The sequence below is a fragment of the Flavobacterium psychrolimnae genome, assembly GCF_003312425.1.
Lineage (GTDB): Bacteria > Bacteroidota > Bacteroidia > Flavobacteriales > Flavobacteriaceae > Flavobacterium > Flavobacterium psychrolimnae.
This window is the reverse complement of sequence record NZ_QNUX01000020.1, coordinates 19,439-41,723: the sequence shown is the minus strand read 5'-3', so window position 1 is coordinate 41,723 and position 22,285 is coordinate 19,439. Positions and strand designations below refer to the sequence as shown.

Genomic DNA, 22,285 nt, shown 5'->3' with positions numbered 1-22,285 from the left:
GGGTGGTCATTTTGCCCCGGAATTGGGTGGTCATTTTGAATTGGAATCAGGTGCTCACTTTAAATTGGAATTGGGTGGTCAATATCACTGGAATTTGCAGCTTAGAATGCAATCCCACCTTTTTATAATTATCTTTTTCACGACCTAATATTATCACTAAATGAATGATTAGATAGGCACGGTCATAATCAAATTTAAAATCAGGTTGATATTTATTTACCAAATTTTCAAGGTTTAGTTTTTTAGGTTTTAATATGCTATATGTTTTCATTTTTTCATTAAATTTTTGGCATAGCGATGCCACTACGATGTGAAAACACCGCTATGCTGTTATTAAAAAAGATTAAGTTTTGGCAGATTTGCCAGAGTGAAGTTTTGCTACTGGAGTATCTTGTCCCTAGAAAACAAGATAAAGCTCAATAGACTTTAATAGATAGTAGCTATTCTATGCGACTTTTAGTTTGTCCATAATAATGCTCCTCTGATAGTAGACTCTTTTTCCGATTTTTTGAGCGGAAAGTTCACCACTTTTATTCCAGTGGTACAACGTAGTGAATGAGACCTTAAGAATATTAGCTACTTCGTCTCGAGTTAGAAGTTCAGGAGCTTCTTTTTGAGAATTTAACTGAATTACTTCATTGATTTTTTGAAGCTCAGTTTTTACGGCATCTCTAATAAGTAGAGATAAATCTTCCATTGATAATTGAAAGACTAGGATTGATTTCATTTCCATTTTTATTTGTTTTCCAAATGACGTCGTTGTCATTTTTCTTCAGCAATATTACATGGATTTATTGGGGTACACGAGAAAGTGGACTTAGCTGGACTAGCAGGACTCCTCTGCGAAATACTGCCAGAATAAAAGATACAGTTAAGATTATTTCTTTAAAATATTTTTTTACGTGGACTAAAAGTGGACTAAATTATATCTAAAAAATTGAATTCGTATTTATTCTTATTGTTCATTTGTTTAATTCTTTTACTTGGCGCATCTAAATCACCCACGTAATAATTATACAAGTCTCTTAGTAATTTAACTCCTTTTGCATTATCTCGATAAATGTCATTTTTAATAATCGATTTGTTCTCACAATAGACATAGAAACGAATAAGATTCGCCGTTCCACCTAACCACTTGTTTCTTTCGGAGTTTAAATAACCGAAACTAATTATTTTCTTTTCATAATCGAGAAATTTATTATGGTTTTTTGTATTTAAGCCGATTAACTTATCTATGATTTCTGACCTGTCGAGAGTTGTTTTTTTTATGATTGGTGTTTTTGCTTCTTGTCCAAGTATATTAGTTGTTGACTCCAAATTTTTATTTAACTGAGTTCTATCTTTTAGAAGTGGACTGAAGTCATTGTATAAATTAGTATAAATAATAGAATAATAATTTTCGATTCTTTTTAGAATATCATAAAGTTTAGTATTTTCAAAAGATTGAGAAATGGAAGATTTATTAATAGCTTCCTCCAGACGTGTGACCACAGAAATCAAATCAATCTTTTTATTCTCTGTGCTTTTTTCAGAATTAGTATAATAGTGACACAATGAATAAACGAAACAACCAACGTTGGTTGCATATTTATTGTCTACTTCAAAAAACACTTCATCTAAATAAAATCTTTCTACATCATCAGTATTGATGAATGTTTCAAAGGGTGTAATCTCTGAGAATTTGATTTTCTGCTCCTGATAATAATTATAGTAAATATCTCTTAACCCTTGAAATCCACCATTGACGTATACCCTAAGTTTTTTTTCCAAACTCTCGATATCTTTTACATCGAATGAACGTCTTGAATCATCATACAACTTTTGAATATCCATTTTATATACTTTTAATTAATGCTCGCTATTTAGCCTGTGATAACAAATTTATGAGTTTATCCTATATATCACTTATTCCTTTGGGAAATAAATTACTTTTCGGATACTCTTTTGATTGCACCCGTACCACAAGATTGTCTTCAGATGTGGTTTCTGTTGTATCCCCCCTCCAATTTTTATCCATTTCAGTTTCAAATCAAGAAACCAAATAGGTTTTCAAATTAAACAGGGTAAATTTTTTGATATATAAAATTATTCATGACAATATAAAATAAGAGCGCACACTAAAAGCTCAGCAAAAAATAAGATTAAGTAAATACTACATTCTGGCAAATATCAAAGAAGAAGGAATATGAACAATTAATATAGTATAATGATGATTTAATGATGTAATCTAGTAGGGTAGGTAATAAAATAAAGTGGAAGAAATGATATTGGGAGGTATTTAAAGAGAGAGGTTTTGAGATAAAAGATTTAAAAAAGATTATTTTTCTGTTGAATCAGAGTCATAATACATTTAATGATAAAAAGGTGAAAATTAAAAGTGGCACAAAAGTGGCAGAAAAACTCAAAGAGAAACAAGTTTGAGGAATGAATATAAAATCTTATATTTGAGTAATTAATCAGTCACTTTATTACTGATACCTATTCTGCTCTTGATGATAAATGGCTAGTAACCAAGTATTAGTTCATAAAAAAAGCCCAGTCGTTAAACTGAGCTTTTGGTAGCGAGACCGAGATTTGAACTCGGGACCTCAGGGTTATGAATCCTGCGCTCTAACCGACTGAGCTATCTCGCCATGAATGAGGGTGGATAACCATCCCTGAATGCGGGTGCAAATATAAAAATAATAATACAGCTTGCAACTATATTTTGAAGAAAAAAAAATATTTTTAAAAACACTTTTTTTATGTAGTTATATTCTATATATTTCCGAAAAATTAAATGTAGCTCATGGATCAAAAAGTACGTTACGAAATCGAATTCCCCATCAATTCCTCTCCTCAATTGTTGTATCAATACATATCGACACCATCAGGTTTATCTGAGTGGTTTGCCGATAATGTCAATTCTCGTGGTGAGTTTTTTACTTTTATTTGGAATGACTCCGAAGAAAAAGCGAGACTGGCCTCTAAGAAAACAGGTGAGAAAGTGAAATTTAAGTGGGTCGACGAAAACAGTAAGGATACCGAGTACTTTTTTGAATTGCACATTTTAGTCGATGAGCTTACCAAAGACGTTTCGTTAATGGTTGTGGATTTTGCTATTAAAGATGAGATCGACGAGGCTACATTATTATGGGAAAACCAAATTTCTGACTTGAAACATCTGATTGGTTCTGTATAGAAAATCATATTTTATGACTTATATTTGCCCTGAATAAAATTTAGGGCTTTTTTTATGATTAATTTTAATGGAACTATAGTGTCTCAGGATGCTAATATATTGACTCAAAATCGTGCTTTTCTATACGGAGATGGAGTTTTTGAAACAGTTAAAATAATAAACAATAAAATTCTTTTTCTGGAAGATCATTATTTTAGGCTAATGTCTTCCATGCGTGTAGTCCGAATGGAAATTCCCATGAATTTCACAATGGAATACCTCCAGGAACAAATCCTTTCTTTAGTAAATAAATCCGCATTAGCTGACTCCTCACGAGCCCGAATCACAATTTACAGAAACGATGGCGGTTATTATTTGCCACAAAGTAATACGGTCTCTTTTTTAATTCATGCTGTAGCACTCGAAAACACCTTGTATTCATTCGAAAAGAGAGCTTATGAAGTAGATTTATACAAAGACTTCTATATCACAAAACAATTGCTGTCGTCTATTAAAACGACTAATAAAATCATAAATATAACAGGAAGTATTTTTGCGAGTGAAAATGGTTTAGACAATTGTTTGTTGCTAAATGACAGCAAGAACATAGTTGAAGCATTACAAGGAAATATCTTTATGCTATTGGGCAATAAATTGATTACTCCGCCAGTTTCTGAAGGGTGCTTGAACGGTGTTATGAGAAAGCAAATTTTAAGTTTAGCTAAAAAAATAGAAAATTTAGAGGTCGTAGAAGACGTAATTTCTCCGTTTGACCTTCAAAAAGCAGATGAGTTATTTGTGACCAATGTTATCAAAGGAATTCAACCGATAACCCAGTATCGTAAAAAAACTTTTACCACGAACATATCCGATCAACTATTGGATAAGCTTAACGAAATGATAATTAGTACTTAGTTTAAGTAGGGGTTTTCCGGAGCATTTGACCAGATTAGGTATTCTCCGCCCAACTCCATGATTTGCTCTTTCCAGAAATGAGTTGCTGATTTACCAATTATTTTGTTTTCATAGCTATTGGCAGTAATAATCCAAGAATGGCTTTTCATTTCAGTTTCTAATTGATTTTCATGCCAGCCTGTATATCCTAAAAAGAATCGAATATTGTCTTTGCTTATTTCTCCTTTATTGATGAGTTCTTTGGTAGATTCAAAATCACCACCCCAATAAATTCCATTGGATATCTCAATGCTATTGGGAATCAGGTCTGGAATATTATGGATAAAATAAAGGTTATCTTGTTCGACAGGGCCACCATTATAGATCTTAAATCGTGCATCTACGTCCGGTATCAAGTCGTGGATGGTATATTTCAAAGGTTTATTAATTATAAAACCAACGGATCCTTCTTCGTTATAGTCAGCTAATAAAATTACCGATCTATTGAATGATAAATCCCCAATTATCGTAGGCTCTGCTATAAGCAAATATCCTTTTTTTAATTTATCTGTAATCATCGGATTGGATTTTTTATTAAATTTAAGTTTTTTATTATAAGAGTGCCAAATAAAATCGTTGAAACGCATAAAAAAACCTTCCAGAAGGAAGGTTTTGATTATATAGGTTAACTAAATTAGTTTACCGCACCTTCTAATTCTGCACCTGCTTTAAATTTTACTACATTTTTAGCAGCAATTTGGATAGTTTTTCCTGTTTGAGGATTTCTACCGTCTCTTGCAGCTCTAGCAGAAACAGACCATGATCCGAAACCTACTAAAGATACTCTTCCACCTTTTTTCAAAGTACCTCCTACGTTTCCTAAAAATGACTCTAAAGCTAATTTTGCAGCAGCTTTTGTGATTCCTGCATCAGCAGCGATAGCATCGATTAATTCTGATTTGTTCATAATAAATAGTTATTAATTGTTGGTTATTAAAAATTGTTAATACACAAATTTAGTAGGAAATACGTTCCTTGCAAGCGTTTCATGTTAATTTACTTCGTTTTGTTAATAACTTATTTTTTTTGTTGATAAATCAATGGTTATTTCTGATTAAAGTTAAGAAACACCCGTTATTGTTGGTCTTAATGGACTTTTGCCTCCGCTGAAAATGCAATCCCATTCAATAATTCTGATGTACTCATTTTCTTTTTGCCCGGAAACTGCAAATTGAGTATTTGGATGAAACCATTTCTTACCGCAATTTTCATTTCTTTTTTGGTACAAATTAAACATCCAATCGGATGATTGTGTTCCTCAGAAATTATTTTGGCTTCGTATATTTTGACATTCCATTCTTCATTGTTGTCGCTAAAGAAACACCAAGCTGCTGGATAGGGACTCAAACCTCTAATCAGATTGTTGATCTCCTGAGCTGATTTTGTCCAGTCAATTTTGCAATTCTCTTTGTTGAGTTTGTAGGCAGTTTTGATATCGTTGGTGTCTTTTTGGATTTCTGTAGATACATTTTCTGTTTCGATCATTTCCAAAGTGTCAATAACGGTCTTGCTTCCTAATTCCATTAGTCGGTCGTGTAAATGTCCTGCATTTTCGGTTTCATCAATTGCAATTTCCGAACTTAAAATCATCGCCCCAGTATCGATTTTATCATCGATAAAAAAAGTGGTGACACCCGTTTTAGTTTCTCCATTGATGATTGCCCAATTTATTGGTGCGGCACCGCGATAATTCGGCAGGAGTGAAGCATGAAGATTAAAAGTTCCTAAAGATGGCATTTCCCAGACAACTTTTGGCAACATTCTAAACGCAACTACAATTTGTAAATTAGCATTCAACGCTTTTAATTCAGCTAAAAAAGTCTCATCTTTTAAGTTTAAAGGCTGTAATAAAGTTAGATTATGGGCCAGCGCGTATTCCTTTACTGCAGAATACTTTAATTTTTGTCCTCGGCCTGCTGGTTTGTCCGCAGCAGTGATGACACCTACAACCTCATAGTTGTTTTTGATTATTGTGTCTAATATTCCCACTGCAAATTCGGGCGTACCCATAAAAACAATTCGTAATTTTTCCATTATGATCGTAAAGTATATTTGTTATTTGGTTTAACCAAAATTGTGTTGTTTTCTAATAAATCCTGAAGTACGCCAATAACTTCGTCTGGACTATTTTTAGTTTTATTTTGAATGTCTCTTGAGTTTAAATCTTCGGTTTGCAATAAAGTAATTATTTCTTCCGAAAGCAGCGATACATCTTTTTTCTTTATTTTTTTGGTAATGCAAAACGAACAAATGCCACAATCTACAGTTGTCTTTTCGCCAAAATAATTTAGAATCAACTTGTTTTTGCACACTTTTTTCTCACTGATGTAGTGGATTACGGATTGAAGCTGCTCTTTTTTTAATTGATTTTGATTCTCTAAATGTTTCGAAACCCGATTGATGGTTCTGTCATCTTCTCGAACTTCATTGAAAATTAATGTGGCGTCATTATTTTTCGAATGGTAATCTATAATTTCTTTTTCTTTTAATTTATGTAAAACAGCCTGAATTTCAGCTTCCTTATGATTTGATTTTTTAGCAATCAGCTGCAGATTGAAGGCAGTTTGCATTTCGTAAATTCCCGGATACGTTCGCAAAATGGCTAAAATAATTTCCTCATCGTTTGGATTTAAACTGATATACCGAATCACTTCTTTGGAAGGTATTAGAAACTGCAGGGTTATTTTTTCCGAAAATTCTTGGGACAGACTAATAATTCCTTGTCTGTCGAGAAATTGCATGGCATTGTACGTTTTCAATGTTGGAAATTCATATTTTAAACAAAAATGATGCAAATTAAAGTTGAACTGTTCATTGATTCCTTCTCCGTAAGCGATTTGAAAATAGTTGCAGAGCTTGACATACATGAGATTCAAAAACTTTTTATCGGGAAGAATATTGATAAATTGGCTTTGAGCCTGAATAACATCGGATGGACTGGTAAATAAAACGGCAAAGGCTCTTTCTCCATTTCTTCCCGCACGTCCGGCTTCCTGATAATAATTTTCCATGTTTTCCGGAAGCTGAATGTGAATGACTGTTTTTACATTGGCTTTGTCAATTCCCATTCCAAAAGCATTGGTAGCCACAATAACCTGCACTTCTTCATTCATCCAGGATTGCATGTTTTTGTCTTTTTCTTTGGACGAAAGTCCGCCGTGATAATACGTAGCTTTAAATCCTAATGAATTCAACTGTGCGGAAATATCCAAGCACGATTTTCTGTTTCGAACATATATTATGGAAGGTTGTGGATTTTTCTTCAGAATTTGTTCTATTCTAAAAAGTTTATCCTCGACCTCAAAAATCATGTAAGCAATATTTTCTCTGGCAAATGATTTTTCGAAAACTTGTGGTTTATACAATCCCAACTCATTGATAATATCTTCTTTAACTCTTGGCGTCGCAGTGGCAGTCAATGCCAAAAATGGTACTGTTGGAAAATGCTTTTTTAGTTCCGAAATTTTTAAATAAGCAGGTCGGAAATCATGTCCCCATTGCGAGACGCAGTGTGCTTCATCTATGGTGATTAAATTGATAGGTAGGTTTTTTATTCGTTCCAAAATCCAGTCGGATTGAAGACGTTCAGGCGATAAATATAGAAATTTGTAATTTCCGAATTGGCAATTGTCTAATAAATCAATCATTTCCTCAGATCGAATTCCGCCTGTCAATGCAATGGCCTCGATGTTTCGCTTTTGCAAATTGGCAACTTGATCTTTCATCAGCGCGACCAAAGGCGAAATGACCAGGCAAATTCCGTCATTCATCATTGCTGGAATCTGAAAACAAACTGATTTTCCGCCGCCGGTTGGCATCAATGCAAAGGTGTCATGTCCGCTTAAAACGGAATCGATGATTTCCTTTTGCAGCGACCTAAATTTATCGTGCTTCCAATATTTTTGAAGAATAGCAACTGCTTCTTGCATAAAGTATAGATTTCATTTCATTGAAAAACAGTCCAAAGCTTAAATCCTAAACCTGCAGACTATTTAGAAATTTCATCTAAGATAAAAAGAATTCTGTTATCCATCGTGTCTTTTGGAACTTCTATAAGTTCGTAACCGTAACTTTGATAGGTTTCCGTAAGATGATTGTAGATGAGTTTAGCTTGTTCGAAGTTTTCGTAACGTTCGTGATCGCTGACGTAAATTTCTTCCCAAGGCGGAAGAATGAATATTTTTGAATAGGTATGTTCCCGGCAAGCTGCATCAAAAGTAGCAGGATAACTATCGCCAATGTAATGCATGTAAGCCAAAACATCCGGAATTCCTCTATCGATAAATACAACTTCATGCGGCTCTTTTGAAGCATTTTGAAATTGTTTCTTTCTTCCTTCAAGAAGTAATTCGCTGAATAACAAAGGTTTTTCAAGGAACAATTGCTCGATTCCTTGTTTTTTTGCTTCCAAAGTCACCTCCCGTGAAATTTCGGGATAACAACAATGTCCTTTAGCGACCAATCCGTCGATAATAGTGGTTTTACCTGTTCCTGGACCGCCAATGATAACTATGATTTCTTTTTGCACTTTTAAAAAATAAAGGGCAAATTTACTTAAACTTATCGGGATTTGAAAAAATCATTGCGGTTAAAATGCGATTAGACAAAAAATCATAATTCAAAATTCATAATTTACGTTCTAAACCGTATATTTGCCTTTATTTTTAAAAAGAAAATGGATAAGAAGACTGAAGAATTTTATGATAGATTAAAAGTGGAGTTGGACTTGAGCAATACATGGCCTGCAGAATACTTATTTAAATTTATTGTACCAACAGAAAGTGATAATATAGAACGAGTGCAGTTGGCATTTGACTGTATGGGAGCAGTTATCAAAACTACAAAATCCAAAACAGGAAAATTTACCAGCATATCTGTTGATGTTACTATGAAAGATTCACAAGAAATAGTAGATAAATACCTGGAAGTTTCTACAATAGAAGGTATTATTTCCCTTTAATTACAACATAAAACTTTTGATTTGCTGTGTTCGAATGGTTCTAATTTTCGAAAAAAGCATTGGAATCAAAACAGATACATTCGAATATGAATTCAAAATATATTAAAGAAAACTCGAACGATGTCGTGCATCATTTGGAATATAATGCTGAGAGATCGCATTTGATTATTCCGGAATACGGCCGTCATTTGCAGAAATTGATTGATCAGGCCACTAAAATTGAAGATGATGTAGAACGCAACAAAGCGGCAAAATACATTATTCAGGTGATGGGTAGTTTGAATCCACATTTGCGTGATGTTCCTGATTTTCAACACAAATTGTGGGATCAGCTTTTCATAATGTCTGATTTTAAATTAGTGGCTGATTCACCGTATCCAATTCCATCGCGTGAAGTGTTACAACTGAAACCGGATGTTTTAAAATACCCACAAAATTTTCCAAAATACAGATTTTATGGCAATAACATCAAATATATGATTGATGTGGCCAATAAATGGGAAGATGGCGAGATGAAAAGTGCTTTGGTAAAAGTGATTGCCAATCACATGAAAAAATCATACTTGAGTTGGAATAAAGACACGGTGAAAGATGATGTAATTTTCGAACATTTATACGAACTGTCCGATGGGAAATTGAATTTGATTCAAAGTACAGAGGAATTATTGAATACCACAGATTTATTGCGAACTAACAAACGGGTTTCCAATAAAATCTTGCCGGTTGGTCAACCAAAAATTCTTAGCAATAAGAATATAAAAACGGGAAAACCAAATCCAGTTCACAAAAACCAAAATAGAAAACCTTTGTAAATCAGTTATCAATTAGGGGTTTTTAGTTATGAATTTTAGTAACTTTTAACTTGTCAATTTTTAACTAATATCTAATAATTTATAACTCATAACTGTAAAAAATGGGAATTTTCAAAATAGAAGGAGGCATTAGTCTAAAAGGAGAAATCACGCCACAAGGAGCTAAAAATGAAGCGTTACAAATTTTATGTGCCGTTCTTTTAACGCCCGAAAAAGTGATTATCAATAATATTCCCGATATTATAGATATCAATAAACTAATTACGCTTTTAGGAAATTTAGGTGTAAAAATCCAAAAAACTGGATCAGGATCGTATACTTTTCAAGCCGATGAGGTGAATATACAGTATCTGGAAACCGAAGCATTCAAGAAAGAAGGCGGTTCTTTAAGAGGTTCTATTATGATTGTTGGACCACTTTTGGCACGATTCGGAAAAGGATATATTCCAAAACCAGGTGGTGATAAAATTGGACGCAGAAGATTGGACACCCATTTTGAAGGATTCATCAATCTGGGCGCTAAATTCCGTTACAACAGAGAAGATCATTTTTATGGTGTAGAAGCACCAAAAGGATTGAAAGGTGCCGATATGTTACTTGACGAAGCATCTGTAACCGGAACTGCTAACATTGTTATGGCTGCCGTTTTGGCTAAAGGAAAAACAACAGTTTATAATGCTGCTTGTGAACCTTATTTGCAACAATTGTGTAAGATGTTGAACTCTATGGGAGCTAAAATAACAGGAGTTGGTTCTAACTTATTGACCATAGAAGGGGTTGAAAGTTTAGGTGGTTGCGAGCATAGAATTCTTCCTGATATGATTGAAATTGGGAGCTGGATTGGTCTGGCTGCAATGACAAAATCAGAGATTACGATAAAAGATGTCAGCTGGGATAATCTTGGCGTAATCCCCAACACATTTAGAAAACTTGGAATTACTCTAGAACGTCGTGGCGATGATATTTACATTCCTGCTCACGTAGATGGGTATGAAGTAAAAACGGATATTGACGGGTCTATTTTGACAATTGCTGATGCGCCTTGGCCTGGATTTACCCCGGATTTATTAAGTATTGTTTTAGTGGTTGCCACTCAAGCAAAAGGTGATGTTTTGATTCACCAAAAAATGTTTGAAAGCAGATTGTTTTTTGTAGACAAGTTAATTGACATGGGAGCAAAAATCATGTTGTGTGATCCTCACCGTGCTGTTGTTATGGGACATGATTTCAAATCACAACTCAAAGCAACCACAATGTCGTCACCTGATATTCGTGCCGGAATCTCCTTATTGATTGCTGCGCTTTCTGCAAAAGGAACGAGTACGATTCAAAACATTGAACAAATCGATAGGGGATACGAACGTATTGACGAACGATTGAGAGCTATTGGAGCTAATATTGTACGCGCGTAAATAACATAAATTATAAAAAATATCGTTTAAGTAAACCAGAAAGAATTTGAATCTAAAATTCAATTCGGTTTACTTAAACGATTTTAGTTTTACTTCACCTATAAATAAAATACATGTCAAGCGAACAAACGGCAATCAAGGCGACTTATTTTAGTATAATAGGAAACACTTGTCTGGCAATAATAAAAGGCTTAGCCGGTTTTTTTGGAAATTCGTATGCACTAATTGCAGATGCAATTGAATCAACAACTGATATTTTTGCTTCATTTTTAGTGTTGTTCGGAATCAAATATTCAAACAGGCCAGCTGATAAAAACCATCCTTACGGTCATGGTAGGGCAGAACCTTTGATTACTTTTCTAGTTGTAGGTTTTTTGATTACTTCGGCTACGATTATTGCCTATGAAAGTATCATCAATATTGGAACGCCGCATCAATTGCCAAAACCATGGACATTAATCGTTCTTGCTGCAATTATCATTTGGAAAGAATATTCTTTTCGAATCGTGATGAAAAGAAGCATTCAAACCAATAGTTCCTCACTACGAGCTGATGCCTGGCACCATCGCAGCGATGCAATAACATCTGTGGCAGCATTTCTTGGGATTTCGATTGCTTTGATTTTGGGGAATGGATACGAGTCCGCAGATGATTGGGCAGCGCTTTTTGCTTCAGGATTTATACTTTATAACAGTTACCTTATTTTTAGACCCGCTTTGGGCGAAATAATGGACGAGCATTTATACGATGATTTAATTGAACAAATCCGAATAATTTCAATTCAGGTGGATGGAATTATCGATACTGAGAAATGTTTTATTCGAAAAGCCGGTATGCAATATCACGTGGATTTACATGCAACGGTTGATTCCAATATTACCGTGAAAGAAGGACACGATCTCGCTCATAAACTAAAAGATACCTTGCGGGAAGAAATTCCGGAATTGGGACATGTGTTGATTCATGTGGAACCAAATGATTAGAGTTTTATCCAATAAAATTAAAAAGGCACCGAAATTAAATTCTGGTGCCTTTTTTAATTCGTTAAGATTTTACTACATCTAGCGCAGTCGAGATGCCGTAATATTTTCCGACTGTACTGCAACTGACAAATAGATTCTTTTTTACTCCAATATATTCAAAAATTTAAGCCCAAAAACAACTCCGTCACCTTGAAAACCATTTTGGTAGGAACGTACATAATCGACACGAAGCATTTTAAATTTGCCAAAACCTAAATTGTCCAACCCAACGGTGACTTCAGTATAAGGTTTGTTATTGGGCGTAGACAGCGCATGAGCTCCCAATATCAAAGTTGATTTTAGTTTGTTCAACAATGGTATTTTATTCATAATGTAGCCTTTGTCGTTGTATTCTGTATGCGCTTCAAAATAGCTGTCATTCGTGCTGTTAGAGTAATAAGGCAATAAGTTAAATACATTCAAATAACGAGCTGTTTGTCCTATGTGGGTTTGATTGCCATTAAAATGCTTGTAATCTATAAAAGCAATATTATCCGCATTCAGAAACTTCCCTGCTTTTAGATTCATCCCTAAAACTCCTTTATTTCCCAAGGTTAAATCATACGTTAATCGGGTGTTGAAGTGGTCGAACTCATACTTCTTTTCGTTAGCAGCAACTGCTTTTTCATAGCCTAAATACAGCGTTGGATATTTTTCATTTCGGATGTTAAATTTGCCATCGGGACGGGAGGAATATTTGTTTCCAAAATTGATTTTGGCCAGCAAATTAATTTTTGTCAAATGGTGTTTTTCAAAAGCTGCAGTGTTGAAATCATTCGGTGCCAAAGGATTATTCGACGTGTATAAATAGTCCTTGCTAAACAAAGAAAAATCAGTATTGTTAAATAATGGTTTGCGTTGCTGGTATTCTATCTTTCCATTTAGATTCACCCCATTTGTAATATCTTGGCTGTAGCCAATTGCCGCTGATTCCAAGTTATACAACTTCATGAAATTGTTCTTGAAAGCCAAGGAGCTTATCGTGTTTATCGCTTTACTGATGGGCTCATTCGGATTAAATTGCTTTACGGAACTGCCTCCTGTCATATATAAAGTGGCATAATTCTGATTGTTGAAACGGTGGATAAATTGCCCGGTGACACGCAAACGATCTTCGGCAAAACCGTAATTGAGTTTTGTACTTACGGAAGTGTATCTTCCTTTACTTTCCTGATTTTTCCAGTTGGTGTATCGAAACCCCGAATCAAAATTATACCCTTGAACGGTATTGAAACTTAGTGAGCCAAGGTTTAATAATCCCTCGTAACTAAAACTATGTTTTTCAGTACTATTCTTGTACGTGTAGCCCGTCAGCAGCTTTAATAGTTTGAATTTATTTTCTTTTGCATCAATTGAATCTAAGTATTTTTCAGAATTTCTGACTTTGTAAATGCTGTCTTTTCTAATATAATCCGTGCTTTCTTCCATTGTTAACGGAATGGGTCTGTTGGTATTCCAAAATAAGCTGTCTTTTTTATTGGCATTTATTTCGATGCGCGTAATTTCATTTGTAAATGTTTTCGGAGCAAAAGCATCTATGAATTCATAATTGCTATACACGTAATTGTATTTTCCGTTAAATTTTATGCCAAAAGCGCCTGCTGTGATTTCGAGACTTTGGGTGTTTTTGGCCCAAATTTTATTGCTGTTGTTGTAGCCGAAATTTTGTTTTAAGGTCATCACATCAAGAAATTCTTCTTTTATTCGGTAGCCTTTTATATCCAAATCAACAGCGTAAATTGCCCAGGAATCTTCCACGATATAAATGTATCCTTCAAAAACGGGTTCGCTGTCACGCTTTGCAGTCACTTTTATTTTGTTAATCATATTGGCATTCTCGTCATTAAACGTGCTTTCTAACTTGTAATTATAGTAGTTAAAAGCGTTATTCGCTATTGGAGAAATCATTTGGATGCCAAAATCGATAGTGTTGTCATAGAAATCGTAGAACGAAGATCTAGCCGTATTGTAGCTGTAGCCATTGTTGCTGCCACTTACTTTTGACGCAGTAACGACTTCTTTTAAGTTGTTGGGTTTTTCAAATGCTATTTTCGAAAAGGTTTCAGACAATGAAATAATTCCGGTTCCGGTTGAATCCAAAGCACCATCCAAGTCACCAATTTTTTGCCCTAATATTTTTTTCGGTGCATTTTTTAGTTTAAAAATACCTCTGGAATAAAAGTCTGCGTTGAATCGATTTGTTTTTTCGGTGTTTCGTTTTCTGCTGGCAATCGCACTTTTTATAATCGCTAAAGCCGGATTGTTTTTTTTGCTAATGATTACTTCGTTCAACGAGAAACTTTCTTCGATCATTTTGATGTTCAAAACATAAGGCAATTTATCGGTTTGTATCGCAACTTTTTGGGTTTTGAAACCTAAAAACTGAAACACAACGGATTGTTTTCCTTTTTTATTTAAGTTGAACTCGTAATTTCCTTGTTCGTTTGAAGTGGTTCCATTATAGGTGTCTTCCTGAAAAATAGTAACAAAAGGCAAGGGATTTCCTTTTTCGTCCGAAACAGTTCCTTTTATTTGTGCATTGCTGACAAATGAAACTAAGAAGAGCAGAAGTAAGTAGTGTTTTTTCATGAAAGTTTTTTCTTTCACAAAAATAGAAGAAGTTTAAAAAGAGCGTATTAATTATTTGTTAAAGATTTCTTTGGTAGGTAATTATAATTTAAAACTATAAAAAAGACTGTATTGCTAGCTCGTAACTTTTTAAACCAAAACCGAGAATAACTCCTTTGGCGTTTCCTGAAATATAAGATTGATGTCTAAAACTTTCACGTGAAAAAGTATTCGAAATATGGACTTCAACAACTGGAGTAGTAACGGCTTTGACGGCATCACCAATTCCTATGGAAGTATGCGTGTACGCTCCGGCATTTAAGATAATACCATCGAATGAAAAACCAAATTCCTGAATTTTATCAATTAATTCCCCTTCAATATTACTCTGAAAATAGGAGAATTCAATAGTAGGATATTTAATTTGTAAAGTGGTGAAATATTCTTCAAAAGTTTGACTTCCATAAATTTCTGGTTCACGTTTGCCGAGAAGGTTGAGGTTTGGACCGTTGATGATACTGATTTTCATACGTAGTTAATATTTGTTTTTATTTGAATATGGAATTCGCATATGACTTATGGGGTTTTCATTACATCTCCGATATGCTCATTTCATAAATCCTGTTTTGGTAAAAATAAAAAAACCGTTCCAATTTATAGAACGGTTTTAATAATTTTAATTTTTATTATTTTTAGAAAGTAAATCCGGCTGAAATCTGAAGTACAGAGTTCTTAACCTCTGCCTCCTTTGAAGCCTCAGTTAATCCTAAAACATAGCGTCCTTGAAGAAAAATGTTTTTTGTTACATTTAAAGTTAAACCTGCAGCTGCTCCAAATTCAAAAGTTTCTGCATTTTTGACATTAAATTCGTTTCTTTCACTTAATAAGAATGAAGCTTGAGGTCCAAGATCCAAACTCACGGTTTTATTGAAATGTATTTTTGCTAAAACAGGAATGGATAAATAACCTAATTCATTTTTAAATTCTTCGAAAGCATTTTTATAAGTCGCTCCTTGAGTCGAGTATAATAATTCAGGTTGTATAGAAAAACCATCTGTTAATTTAAGCTCAGCCACTAAACCCGCATGATAACTGGTGATCGCATCAGTGTTGTAATTATCACTGTTTACTGTAATGTTACTTCCGTTTTGATTGGCGTAATTTAAACCACCTTTAAACCCAAACTTTACTAATTGTGCTTGCATGTCTACAGACGCGGCAAGAAGTACTACTGCTACTAGAATTATTTTTTTCATAATTTGTTTTTTAATATTAATTAGAATTAAATGATATTGAACTCCTACTTAAAACTATTTTGTAGAATAATTATTGTTAGGATTTGTGTTTTCTAATACCAATAATTAATCCAAAACTCTGCTAAATTACTATTTTTCTTCTTTTAGAAATAATTTTGAATTTTAGATTAAGAATTTTAAGTTTCAAATAGTTGTAAAGCAGTATGTTATAATTTATTTCTAATTTTAAATTTCTCTTCTTTTTTGGATTTTTTTTTGATAGTTATTTTTTAAAGGTTAGAAAAATGAATCAAAAGCTTAGATAAACTGACCATTGAGTTTAAAAAATTGATCTTATAATTTTAATAAAAATGTTAATAACTTGTAATAGTAAGAAGTATATTACTTTAAATTTAATATAATTTTATACTTTCTATTAACAATTAATTAAAAAAAAAATGAAAAAAATTATCTTGTCGGTATGTGTTGCTTTTTTTTGTGTTTCGGGTTATGCACAAAAAGAAGGTGGATTTAGAGTAGGTTTAGATTTAGGAGTTGTTCCTACTAATGGTGGCGGAGGAGTTATGTTCTCATTAGAACCAAAATATAATATTAAAGATAATATGAATGTTGGTTTACGAATAGGAATAGCAGCGATTGTTCGTGACATAAATGATTCTGGTAACACTACTAGTGCAAAAGTGGCGGCTAATGGCTCGTATGTTGCGACTTATGATTATTATTTCAACGGCGCCGGGAAATCTTTTGTTCCTTATATCGGTGCTGGTGCTGGTTATTATAGTATTGCAAATGTAGAATTTGATGATACAGATAATTCTGATAATGTAATGGTAGATGCAACCGGTAAAATGGGAGGATTAGTTCGTGGTGGTTTTGAGTGGGGAAAATTCAGAATGGGATTAGAATATAATTTAGTGCCTGAATCAACTCTACAAGATATCAATGGAAATAATCAAGGTACTGTAGCTAATTCATACGTAGGAATCCATTTAGGATTTTATGTGGGTGGAGGCAAATGGGGGAAATAATTATTTCTTTTAAAATTCTAAAAAAAAACAAATAGTGTATTTTTGATTCGACTCAAATTTTTAGCATTTTTAAATATTGTTAACAACTTATTTTTATAAGAAGTATATTACTTTTAAATTTGTATAATTTTGCATCAAATTAACGATTTAAATAATAAAGATGAAAAAAATTATTTTAACAGTTGCGGCTGTATTTGCTTTTGGATTTGCTAATGGACAAGAAACGAAATTTGGTGTTAAAGGTGGATTAAACCTTGCTAATTTCTCGGGTGATATTGAGGATGGATCTAATTTAACAGGTGTGAATATTGGTGTATTTGCAGAAATTAAATTATCTGATAAATTTGCATTGCAACCTGAGGTTTTGTTTTCAGGACAAGGGTCGGATAGTGATGAAGGAAGTTTTAATTTGACTTACATCAATGTTCCTTTAATGGCAAAATATTATGTAGCAGATAAATTTAATTTAGAAGCAGGTCCTCAAATAGGTTTTTTAACATCTGCAAAAATAAAGATGGATGGAAACTCTATAGATTCTAAAAGATTATTTAATTCCACAGATTTTGGAGTTAATTTTGGTGCTGGTTATGATTTTACTGAGAAATTTTCTGCTGGAGTTCGTTATAATATGGGAGTTTCAAACATTTTTAGTGACGAATTTAAAGATGCTTTACAAGAAGATGTGAGTGTACAGAACTCTGTTTTTTCTCTTTCTCTAGCTTACAAATTCTAGTAGTGTAAAAAATGAATTTTAAACCTCCTCTCAAAAAGGAGGTTTTTTTATCTCTAAAAAAGTGTTTCTTTGTAATAATGAACTGGAACACCTACATAAAAAGTTATCAGTCGTATTTAAAGATCGAGCGTGGATTGTCTAAGAATACCATAGAGAATTATTCTTTTGATATCGATCGGCTGTGTCTTTTTTTGAGTACAAATGAAATTGAAGTTTCGCCAGTTCAAATAGGGGAAGAAACAGTGCAACAGTTTATTTACAGTATTTCCAAAGAAGTAAATCCTCGTTCACAAGCCAGGATAATTTCCGGTCTTAAAAGTTTTTTCAGTTATTTAATTTTTGAAGATTATCGTACGGACAATCCTTTGGAACTGATTGAAACACCTAAAACAGGCAGGAAACTTCCGGATACTTTATCTGTCGAAGAGATTGATAATCTTATCGCAGCTATTGATTTGACTACGAATGAAGGAGAACGTAACCGTGCGATTCTAGAAACGCTTTACGGTTGCGGATTACGGGTTTCCGAGCTAGTAACATTAAAAATTTCCGATTTATTCTTTGAAGAAGGCTTCATTAAGATTACTGGAAAAGGCAATAAACAACGTTTTGTGCCCATAAGTGATTTGACACAAAAATTCATTCAAATTTATCGGAATACCATCAGAACGCACCTTACTATTCAAAAAGGATTTGAAGACACTTTGTTTTTAAACAGAAGGGGGAAGCAATTGACTAGAGCGATGATTTTTACAATTATAAAAAACTTAGCCCTTCAAATAAATCTTTACAAAACCATCAGTCCGCATACTTTGCGTCATTCTTTTGCAACACATCTTCTGGAAAACGGAGCTGATTTACGTTCCATACAGTTGATGCTTGGCCATGAATCCATTACTACAACGGAAATATATGTGCATCTTGATCGAAAATTTTTGGCAGAAGTGCTAACCACTTTTCATCCTAGAAAGTAGTGGAGTAAGTTTTGATTTGGTCAACTAAACTAATTTTAAGAAGGGAATTTTATAAAAAACGGATTTAAATATTTTAATTGTTTAGCAGTATTTTTTTTTACTAAACTGTGAATTTTTTAATTTTATTTTAATTTTTTAATTAAAAATATGTATTACATTGTTATCATATTCAAATCGTTTAAAAAGTGATTATGGTTTTTAATTTTCCCCAAAACGGAAATTGCCAAGAGGTAAATGATTTTTACAATAAATTATTTAAAGAAATTCCAGATTTAATTTTTGAATTTGTAATTGCTCCTGACAATACTTATTTATTCCCGCTAGTGAGTAAATCAGTGGATAATTTTTTTGAGTTGTCATCGGAACATTTTTCGGATTCTGACAAACTTCTCATCTATGATAGAGTGTTTGAAGCAGATCGATTGCCATTTTTTGAATCATTAGTCCAGGCAAGAAAGAATCTGACGGAATGGGATTTTGAGTTCCGGGTGTTGTTGCCCGAAAAAGGATTGCGTTGGCTGAAAGTTTCCTCTAAACCAGAATTATATCCAGATGGAAGTATTGCTTTTTATGGAAGAATTTCAGACATCACGAACTTAAAAGAGCAAGAGATTAAATTGAAAGTGTACGAGGAGCGTTTTAAATTTGCTCAGGAAGCTTCCACATCAGGGGTTTGGGATTGGGATTTAAGGACTAATAAAGTTTTTTATTCTTCGCAATCTATGAAAATCTTAGATTTGATTTCTTTAGATGTTTTTGATAGTCCGGAACGTTGGGACGAAATAGTTCATCCTGATGACTTAGAAAAATACTATTCGGATATTCAAGATCATTTTGAAAACAGAACTCCTTTCTATGAAAACTACCATCGTGTTTTAACATCAACGGGAAAATATAGATGGATTTTAGATAGGGGTAAAGTAATTGAGCGAGATATTAATGAAAAACCACTGAGAGTTATAGGCACGCACACCGATATTTCGTCTCAAAAAGAAAAAGAATTAGAATTGGTGAAAACAATGGAATTATATAGTAAGCAAAATAGCCGATTATTGAATTTCTCTCATATTGTTTCTCATAATTTGAATACACAGGCAGGAAATATTAAGTCGATTTTAGATCTTATTGATGCGGATGACACCGCTGATAGTAACAAGGAAATGTTATCTTATTTGAGAATGGTTTCGGATGATTTGAATGAAACAATCCTTAATTTAACCCAAATCGTACAGATACAAAGTAACGCAAATACTCCGATGTCCAGTTTGGATTTAAATGTATATCTTAATAAGACCTTAGCTTTGATTAGAGACTTAAAAAGCGAAAATCGAGTTACTATTATAAATGAAATTCCGGAAGGAGTTACTGTAGATTTTAACCCAGCTTATTTAGAAAGTGTCTTGTTGAATTTTACCACGAATGCTATAAAATATTCAAATCCAGATAGGCCAATTGTTATTAAATATACTTTTTCATTGGAAGATGGTACGAAGACCTTGTCGATTTCTGATAATGGTTTAGGGATTGATTTGAAAAAATATGGTGATTCACTTTTTGGAATGTATAAAACCTTTCATAATCATAAAGAAGCGCATGGTCTGGGATTGTACATTACGAAAAATCAGATTGAATCAATGAAAGGCACCGTTTCGGTAGAAAGTGAAGTTGGGGTAGGATCCACCTTTAAAATCACTTTTAATAATAGTTTGAATGATTAATAAATGGACTGGGTTTAATACACAAGGAGGGAAGTGTCTTTTAGAATATGTACTGCAAAAAAAAAACTTCTCAGCGATGAGAAGTTTTTTATGAATTAATTCAATGAAACTATTTAGCAATGTTTACTGCTCTTGTTTCACGTATTACAGTTACTTTAACTTGTCCTGGATAAGTCATTTCTGTTTGAATTTTTTGCGATATATCAAAAGATAAATTAGCGGCGTTTTCATCAGAAACTTTTTCGCTTTCCACAATTACACGAAGTTCTCTACCGGCTTGAATGGCGTAAGCATTTTTCACACCGCTGAATCCGTAAGCTACTTCTTCAAGATCTTTTAAACGTTGAATGTAAGAATCCAATACTTGTCTTCTCGCTCCTGGTCTTGCGCCTGAAATAGCATCACAAACCTGAATAATTGGAGATAATAATGATTTCATTTCAATCTCATCGTGGTGTGCTCCAATAGCGTTGCAAACCTCTTCTTTTTCACCGTATTTCTCCGCCCATTGCATTCCTAATAAAGCGTGTGGTAAATCACTTTCGGCATCTGGAACTTTACCAATATCATGTAATAAACCAGCTCTTTTAGCCAGTTTTACGTTTAAGCCAAGTTCAGCTGCCATGATTCCACAAAGTTTAGAAACTTCACGCGAGTGTTGCAATAAATTTTGTCCGTAAGAAGAACGGTATTTCATACGTCCCACCACTTTAATCAATTCTGGATGTAATCCGTGAATTCCTAAATCGATAACGGTACGTTTACCAACTTCTATAATTTCATCGTCAATTTGTTTCGCAGTTTTTGCAACAACTTCTTCAATACGGGCCGGGTGAATTCTTCCGTCAGTTACTAATTTGTGTAATGCCAAACGAGCAATTTCTCTACGTACAGGGTCAAAACAAGAAAGGATAATAGCTTCAGGCGTATCATCAACAATAATTTCTACTCCGGTAGCTGCTTCCAGTGCACGAATATTTCTACCTTCACGACCAATGATTCTACCTTTTACGTCGTCAGATTCAATATTAAATACAGAAACACAGTTTTCAACTGCTTCTTCTGTACCAACTCTTTGGATGGTATTGATGATTATTTTTTTAGCTTCTTGTTGTGCGGTCAATTTAGCTTCTTCAATCGTGTCTTGTATGTGAGACATTGCTTTGCTTTTAGCTTCAGCTTTTAATCCTTCTACCAATTGATTTTTAGCTTCTTCGGCAGATAAACCAGATATAACCTCTAATTGCTGCAATTGACTTTTATGAAGTTTTTCAACTTCAGCTTGTTTCTTGTCTAAATTCTCAATTTTTGTAGTGTATTCTATAGTTTTTGATTCAAAATCATCATTTACTTTTTTAGCTTTTGACAATTCATTTGAAATTTGAGATTCCTTATCACGAACTCTTTTTTCAATTTCAGCCACTTTTTTATCACGGGATAAAATGACTTGTTCGTGCTCTGATTTTAATTCTATAAATTTCTCTTTTGCTTGAAGAATTTTATCTTTCTTTATGTTTTCAGCTTCCAGATTTGCATCTTTCAATATCGACGCTGCTTCTTTCTTTGCGTTTTTAATCAGGTTGGAGATGTTGCTTTTTTCTATCAATTTTGCGATACCAAAACCCGCTACAATACCTATAATTCCTGTAATAATAATCGTTAATATGTTGTCCATGTTTGTTAAAATT

Annotated in this window: 21 protein-coding genes and 1 tRNA gene; 10 read left to right on the top strand and 12 right to left on the bottom strand. The window is 33.5% G+C overall.

Features of this window, described 5'->3' with window-relative positions; genetic code table 11:
• Nucleotides 1-445: 445 nt before the first annotated feature.
• From DR980_RS15930 to DR980_RS15920, 3 genes are all read right to left on the bottom strand, one after another.
• Nucleotides 446-766, bottom strand: a complete 321-nt coding sequence (locus DR980_RS15930) for a helix-turn-helix domain-containing protein (protein ID WP_113637933.1) — start codon at nt 764-766, stop codon at nt 446-448.
• A 152-nt stretch (nt 767-918) separates the two neighbouring features.
• On the bottom strand, nt 919-1,833 hold the full coding sequence (locus tag DR980_RS15925; RefSeq protein ID WP_113637931.1) for a hypothetical protein: 915 nt from the start codon (nt 1,831-1,833) through the stop codon (nt 919-921).
• Nucleotides 1,834-2,556: 723 nt separating this feature from the next.
• Nucleotides 2,557-2,633, bottom strand: a tRNA-Met gene (locus DR980_RS15920).
• Between the two features lie 155 nt (nt 2,634-2,788).
• Here DR980_RS15920 and DR980_RS15915 point away from each other — a divergent pair.
• Nucleotides 2,789-3,181 (top strand): START-like domain-containing protein, encoded by a 393-nt coding sequence (locus DR980_RS15915; RefSeq protein ID WP_113637929.1) that lies wholly within the window; start codon nt 2,789-2,791, stop codon nt 3,179-3,181.
• Nucleotides 3,182-3,235: 54 nt separating this feature from the next.
• Nucleotides 3,236-4,075, top strand: coding sequence for an aminotransferase class IV (locus DR980_RS15910; protein WP_113637927.1), 840 nt, complete (start codon nt 3,236-3,238; stop codon nt 4,073-4,075).
• On the opposite strand, the gene DR980_RS15905 is transcribed toward DR980_RS15910, so the two are convergent.
• From DR980_RS15905 to DR980_RS15885, 5 genes are all read right to left on the bottom strand, one after another.
• On the bottom strand, nt 4,072-4,632 hold the full coding sequence (locus tag DR980_RS15905) for a YqgE/AlgH family protein (RefSeq protein ID WP_113637939.1): 561 nt from the start codon (nt 4,630-4,632) through the stop codon (nt 4,072-4,074). The genes DR980_RS15910 and DR980_RS15905 overlap by 4 nt on opposite strands.
• A gap of 116 nt (nt 4,633-4,748) precedes the next feature.
• Nucleotides 4,749-5,021 (bottom strand): HU family DNA-binding protein, encoded by a 273-nt coding sequence (locus DR980_RS15900; protein ID WP_073017033.1) that lies wholly within the window; start codon nt 5,019-5,021, stop codon nt 4,749-4,751.
• Between the two features lie 179 nt (nt 5,022-5,200).
• Entirely contained in the window at nt 5,201-6,148 is a 948-nt protein-coding gene (gene fmt / locus DR980_RS15895) for a methionyl-tRNA formyltransferase (RefSeq protein WP_113637925.1), read from the bottom strand.
• On the bottom strand, nt 6,148-8,043 hold the full coding sequence (locus DR980_RS15890; protein ID WP_113637923.1) for a RecQ family ATP-dependent DNA helicase: 1,896 nt from the start codon (nt 8,041-8,043) through the stop codon (nt 6,148-6,150). The genes fmt and DR980_RS15890 overlap by 1 nt, the downstream gene beginning before the upstream one ends.
• Nucleotides 8,044-8,102: 59 nt before the next feature.
• Nucleotides 8,103-8,642, bottom strand: a complete 540-nt coding sequence (locus DR980_RS15885) for an AAA family ATPase (RefSeq protein ID WP_113637921.1) — start codon at nt 8,640-8,642, stop codon at nt 8,103-8,105.
• A 147-nt stretch (nt 8,643-8,789) separates the two neighbouring features.
• Here DR980_RS15885 and DR980_RS15880 point away from each other — a divergent pair, with 147 nt between their 5' ends.
• The 4 genes from DR980_RS15880 (at nt 8,790) to DR980_RS15865 (ending at nt 12,281) form a co-directional block, all read left to right on the top strand.
• Nucleotides 8,790-9,074: a DUF493 family protein gene (locus DR980_RS15880; RefSeq protein ID WP_113637919.1), complete on the top strand. Its 285-nt coding sequence runs from the start codon at nt 8,790-8,792 to the stop codon at nt 9,072-9,074.
• An 86-nt stretch (nt 9,075-9,160) separates the two neighbouring features.
• On the top strand, nt 9,161-9,886 hold the full coding sequence (locus DR980_RS15875; RefSeq protein WP_091171614.1) for a DUF4290 domain-containing protein: 726 nt from the start codon (nt 9,161-9,163) through the stop codon (nt 9,884-9,886).
• A 101-nt stretch (nt 9,887-9,987) separates the two neighbouring features.
• Nucleotides 9,988-11,298 (top strand): UDP-N-acetylglucosamine 1-carboxyvinyltransferase, encoded by a 1,311-nt coding sequence (murA, locus tag DR980_RS15870; RefSeq protein WP_113637917.1) that lies wholly within the window; start codon nt 9,988-9,990, stop codon nt 11,296-11,298.
• 113 nt (nt 11,299-11,411) lie between these two features.
• Nucleotides 11,412-12,281, top strand: a complete 870-nt coding sequence (locus DR980_RS15865) for a cation diffusion facilitator family transporter (RefSeq protein WP_113637914.1) — start codon at nt 11,412-11,414, stop codon at nt 12,279-12,281.
• Nucleotides 12,282-12,422: 141 nt separating this feature from the next.
• Here the strand turns inward: DR980_RS15865 and DR980_RS15860 are convergent, their stop codons facing one another.
• The 3 genes from DR980_RS15860 to DR980_RS15850 all read right to left on the bottom strand — a co-directional run bounded on the left by DR980_RS15860 (nt 12,423) and on the right by DR980_RS15850 (nt 16,144).
• On the bottom strand, nt 12,423-14,909 hold the full coding sequence (locus DR980_RS15860) for a DUF5686 and carboxypeptidase regulatory-like domain-containing protein (protein WP_113637912.1): 2,487 nt from the start codon (nt 14,907-14,909) through the stop codon (nt 12,423-12,425).
• Nucleotides 14,910-15,003: 94 nt separating this feature from the next.
• Entirely contained in the window at nt 15,004-15,417 is a 414-nt protein-coding gene (gene aroQ, locus DR980_RS15855) for a type II 3-dehydroquinate dehydratase (RefSeq protein WP_113637910.1), read from the bottom strand.
• 163 nt (nt 15,418-15,580) lie between these two features.
• A complete protein-coding gene (locus tag DR980_RS15850; RefSeq protein WP_113637908.1) occupies nt 15,581-16,144 on the bottom strand; it encodes a porin family protein in 564 nt (187 codons plus the stop codon).
• 437 nt (nt 16,145-16,581) lie between these two features.
• Here DR980_RS15850 and DR980_RS15845 point away from each other — a divergent pair, with 437 nt between their 5' ends.
• From DR980_RS15845 to DR980_RS15830, 4 genes are all read left to right on the top strand, one after another.
• Nucleotides 16,582-17,172, top strand: a complete 591-nt coding sequence (locus DR980_RS15845) for a porin family protein (protein WP_113637906.1) — start codon at nt 16,582-16,584, stop codon at nt 17,170-17,172.
• 160 nt (nt 17,173-17,332) lie between these two features.
• Nucleotides 17,333-17,905 carry a porin family protein gene (locus DR980_RS15840; protein ID WP_113637904.1) on the top strand — a complete coding sequence of 191 codons (573 nt, stop codon included), beginning with the start codon at nt 17,333-17,335 and terminating at the stop codon, nt 17,903-17,905.
• A 77-nt stretch (nt 17,906-17,982) separates the two neighbouring features.
• Nucleotides 17,983-18,879, top strand: a complete 897-nt coding sequence (xerD, locus tag DR980_RS15835; protein ID WP_113637902.1) for a site-specific tyrosine recombinase XerD — start codon at nt 17,983-17,985, stop codon at nt 18,877-18,879.
• Between the two features lie 191 nt (nt 18,880-19,070).
• Nucleotides 19,071-20,597: a PAS domain-containing sensor histidine kinase gene (locus DR980_RS15830; RefSeq protein ID WP_113637900.1), complete on the top strand. Its 1,527-nt coding sequence runs from the start codon at nt 19,071-19,073 to the stop codon at nt 20,595-20,597.
• A 109-nt stretch (nt 20,598-20,706) separates the two neighbouring features.
• Here the strand turns inward: DR980_RS15830 and rny are convergent, their stop codons facing one another.
• The gene (rny, locus tag DR980_RS15825; RefSeq protein ID WP_113637898.1) at nt 20,707-22,272 is read right to left on the bottom strand and encodes a ribonuclease Y; all 1,566 of its coding nucleotides are present in this window, start codon (nt 22,270-22,272) and stop codon (nt 20,707-20,709) included.
• Between the last annotated feature and the right edge of the window lie 13 nt (nt 22,273-22,285).

Coding starts and splice junctions, on each gene's coding strand:
- DR980_RS15930 (WP_113637933.1), bottom strand. CDS start 766: ATGACAACGACGTCATTTGGAAAACAAATAAAAATGGAAATGAAATCA.
- DR980_RS15925 (WP_113637931.1), bottom strand. CDS start 1,833: ATGGATATTCAAAAGTTGTATGATGATTCAAGACGTTCATTCGATGTA.
- DR980_RS15915 (WP_113637929.1), top strand. CDS start 2,789: ATGGATCAAAAAGTACGTTACGAAATCGAATTCCCCATCAATTCCTCT.
- DR980_RS15910 (WP_113637927.1), top strand. CDS start 3,236: ATGATTAATTTTAATGGAACTATAGTGTCTCAGGATGCTAATATATTG.
- DR980_RS15905 (WP_113637939.1), bottom strand. CDS start 4,632: ATGATTACAGATAAATTAAAAAAAGGATATTTGCTTATAGCAGAGCCT.
- DR980_RS15900 (WP_073017033.1), bottom strand. CDS start 5,021: ATGAACAAATCAGAATTAATCGATGCTATCGCTGCTGATGCAGGAATC.
- fmt (WP_113637925.1), bottom strand. CDS start 6,148: ATGGAAAAATTACGAATTGTTTTTATGGGTACGCCCGAATTTGCAGTG.
- DR980_RS15890 (WP_113637923.1), bottom strand. CDS start 8,043: ATGCAAGAAGCAGTTGCTATTCTTCAAAAATATTGGAAGCACGATAAA.
- DR980_RS15880 (WP_113637919.1), top strand. CDS start 8,790: ATGGATAAGAAGACTGAAGAATTTTATGATAGATTAAAAGTGGAGTTG.
- DR980_RS15875 (WP_091171614.1), top strand. CDS start 9,161: ATGAATTCAAAATATATTAAAGAAAACTCGAACGATGTCGTGCATCAT.
- murA (WP_113637917.1), top strand. CDS start 9,988: ATGGGAATTTTCAAAATAGAAGGAGGCATTAGTCTAAAAGGAGAAATC.
- DR980_RS15865 (WP_113637914.1), top strand. CDS start 11,412: ATGTCAAGCGAACAAACGGCAATCAAGGCGACTTATTTTAGTATAATA.
- DR980_RS15860 (WP_113637912.1), bottom strand. CDS start 14,909: ATGAAAAAACACTACTTACTTCTGCTCTTCTTAGTTTCATTTGTCAGC.
- aroQ (WP_113637910.1), bottom strand. CDS start 15,417: ATGAAAATCAGTATCATCAACGGTCCAAACCTCAACCTTCTCGGCAAA.
- DR980_RS15850 (WP_113637908.1), bottom strand. CDS start 16,144: ATGAAAAAAATAATTCTAGTAGCAGTAGTACTTCTTGCCGCGTCTGTA.
- DR980_RS15845 (WP_113637906.1), top strand. CDS start 16,582: ATGAAAAAAATTATCTTGTCGGTATGTGTTGCTTTTTTTTGTGTTTCG.
- DR980_RS15840 (WP_113637904.1), top strand. CDS start 17,333: ATGAAAAAAATTATTTTAACAGTTGCGGCTGTATTTGCTTTTGGATTT.
- xerD (WP_113637902.1), top strand. CDS start 17,983: ATGAACTGGAACACCTACATAAAAAGTTATCAGTCGTATTTAAAGATC.
- DR980_RS15830 (WP_113637900.1), top strand. CDS start 19,071: ATGGTTTTTAATTTTCCCCAAAACGGAAATTGCCAAGAGGTAAATGAT.
- rny (WP_113637898.1), bottom strand. CDS start 22,272: ATGGACAACATATTAACGATTATTATTACAGGAATTATAGGTATTGTA.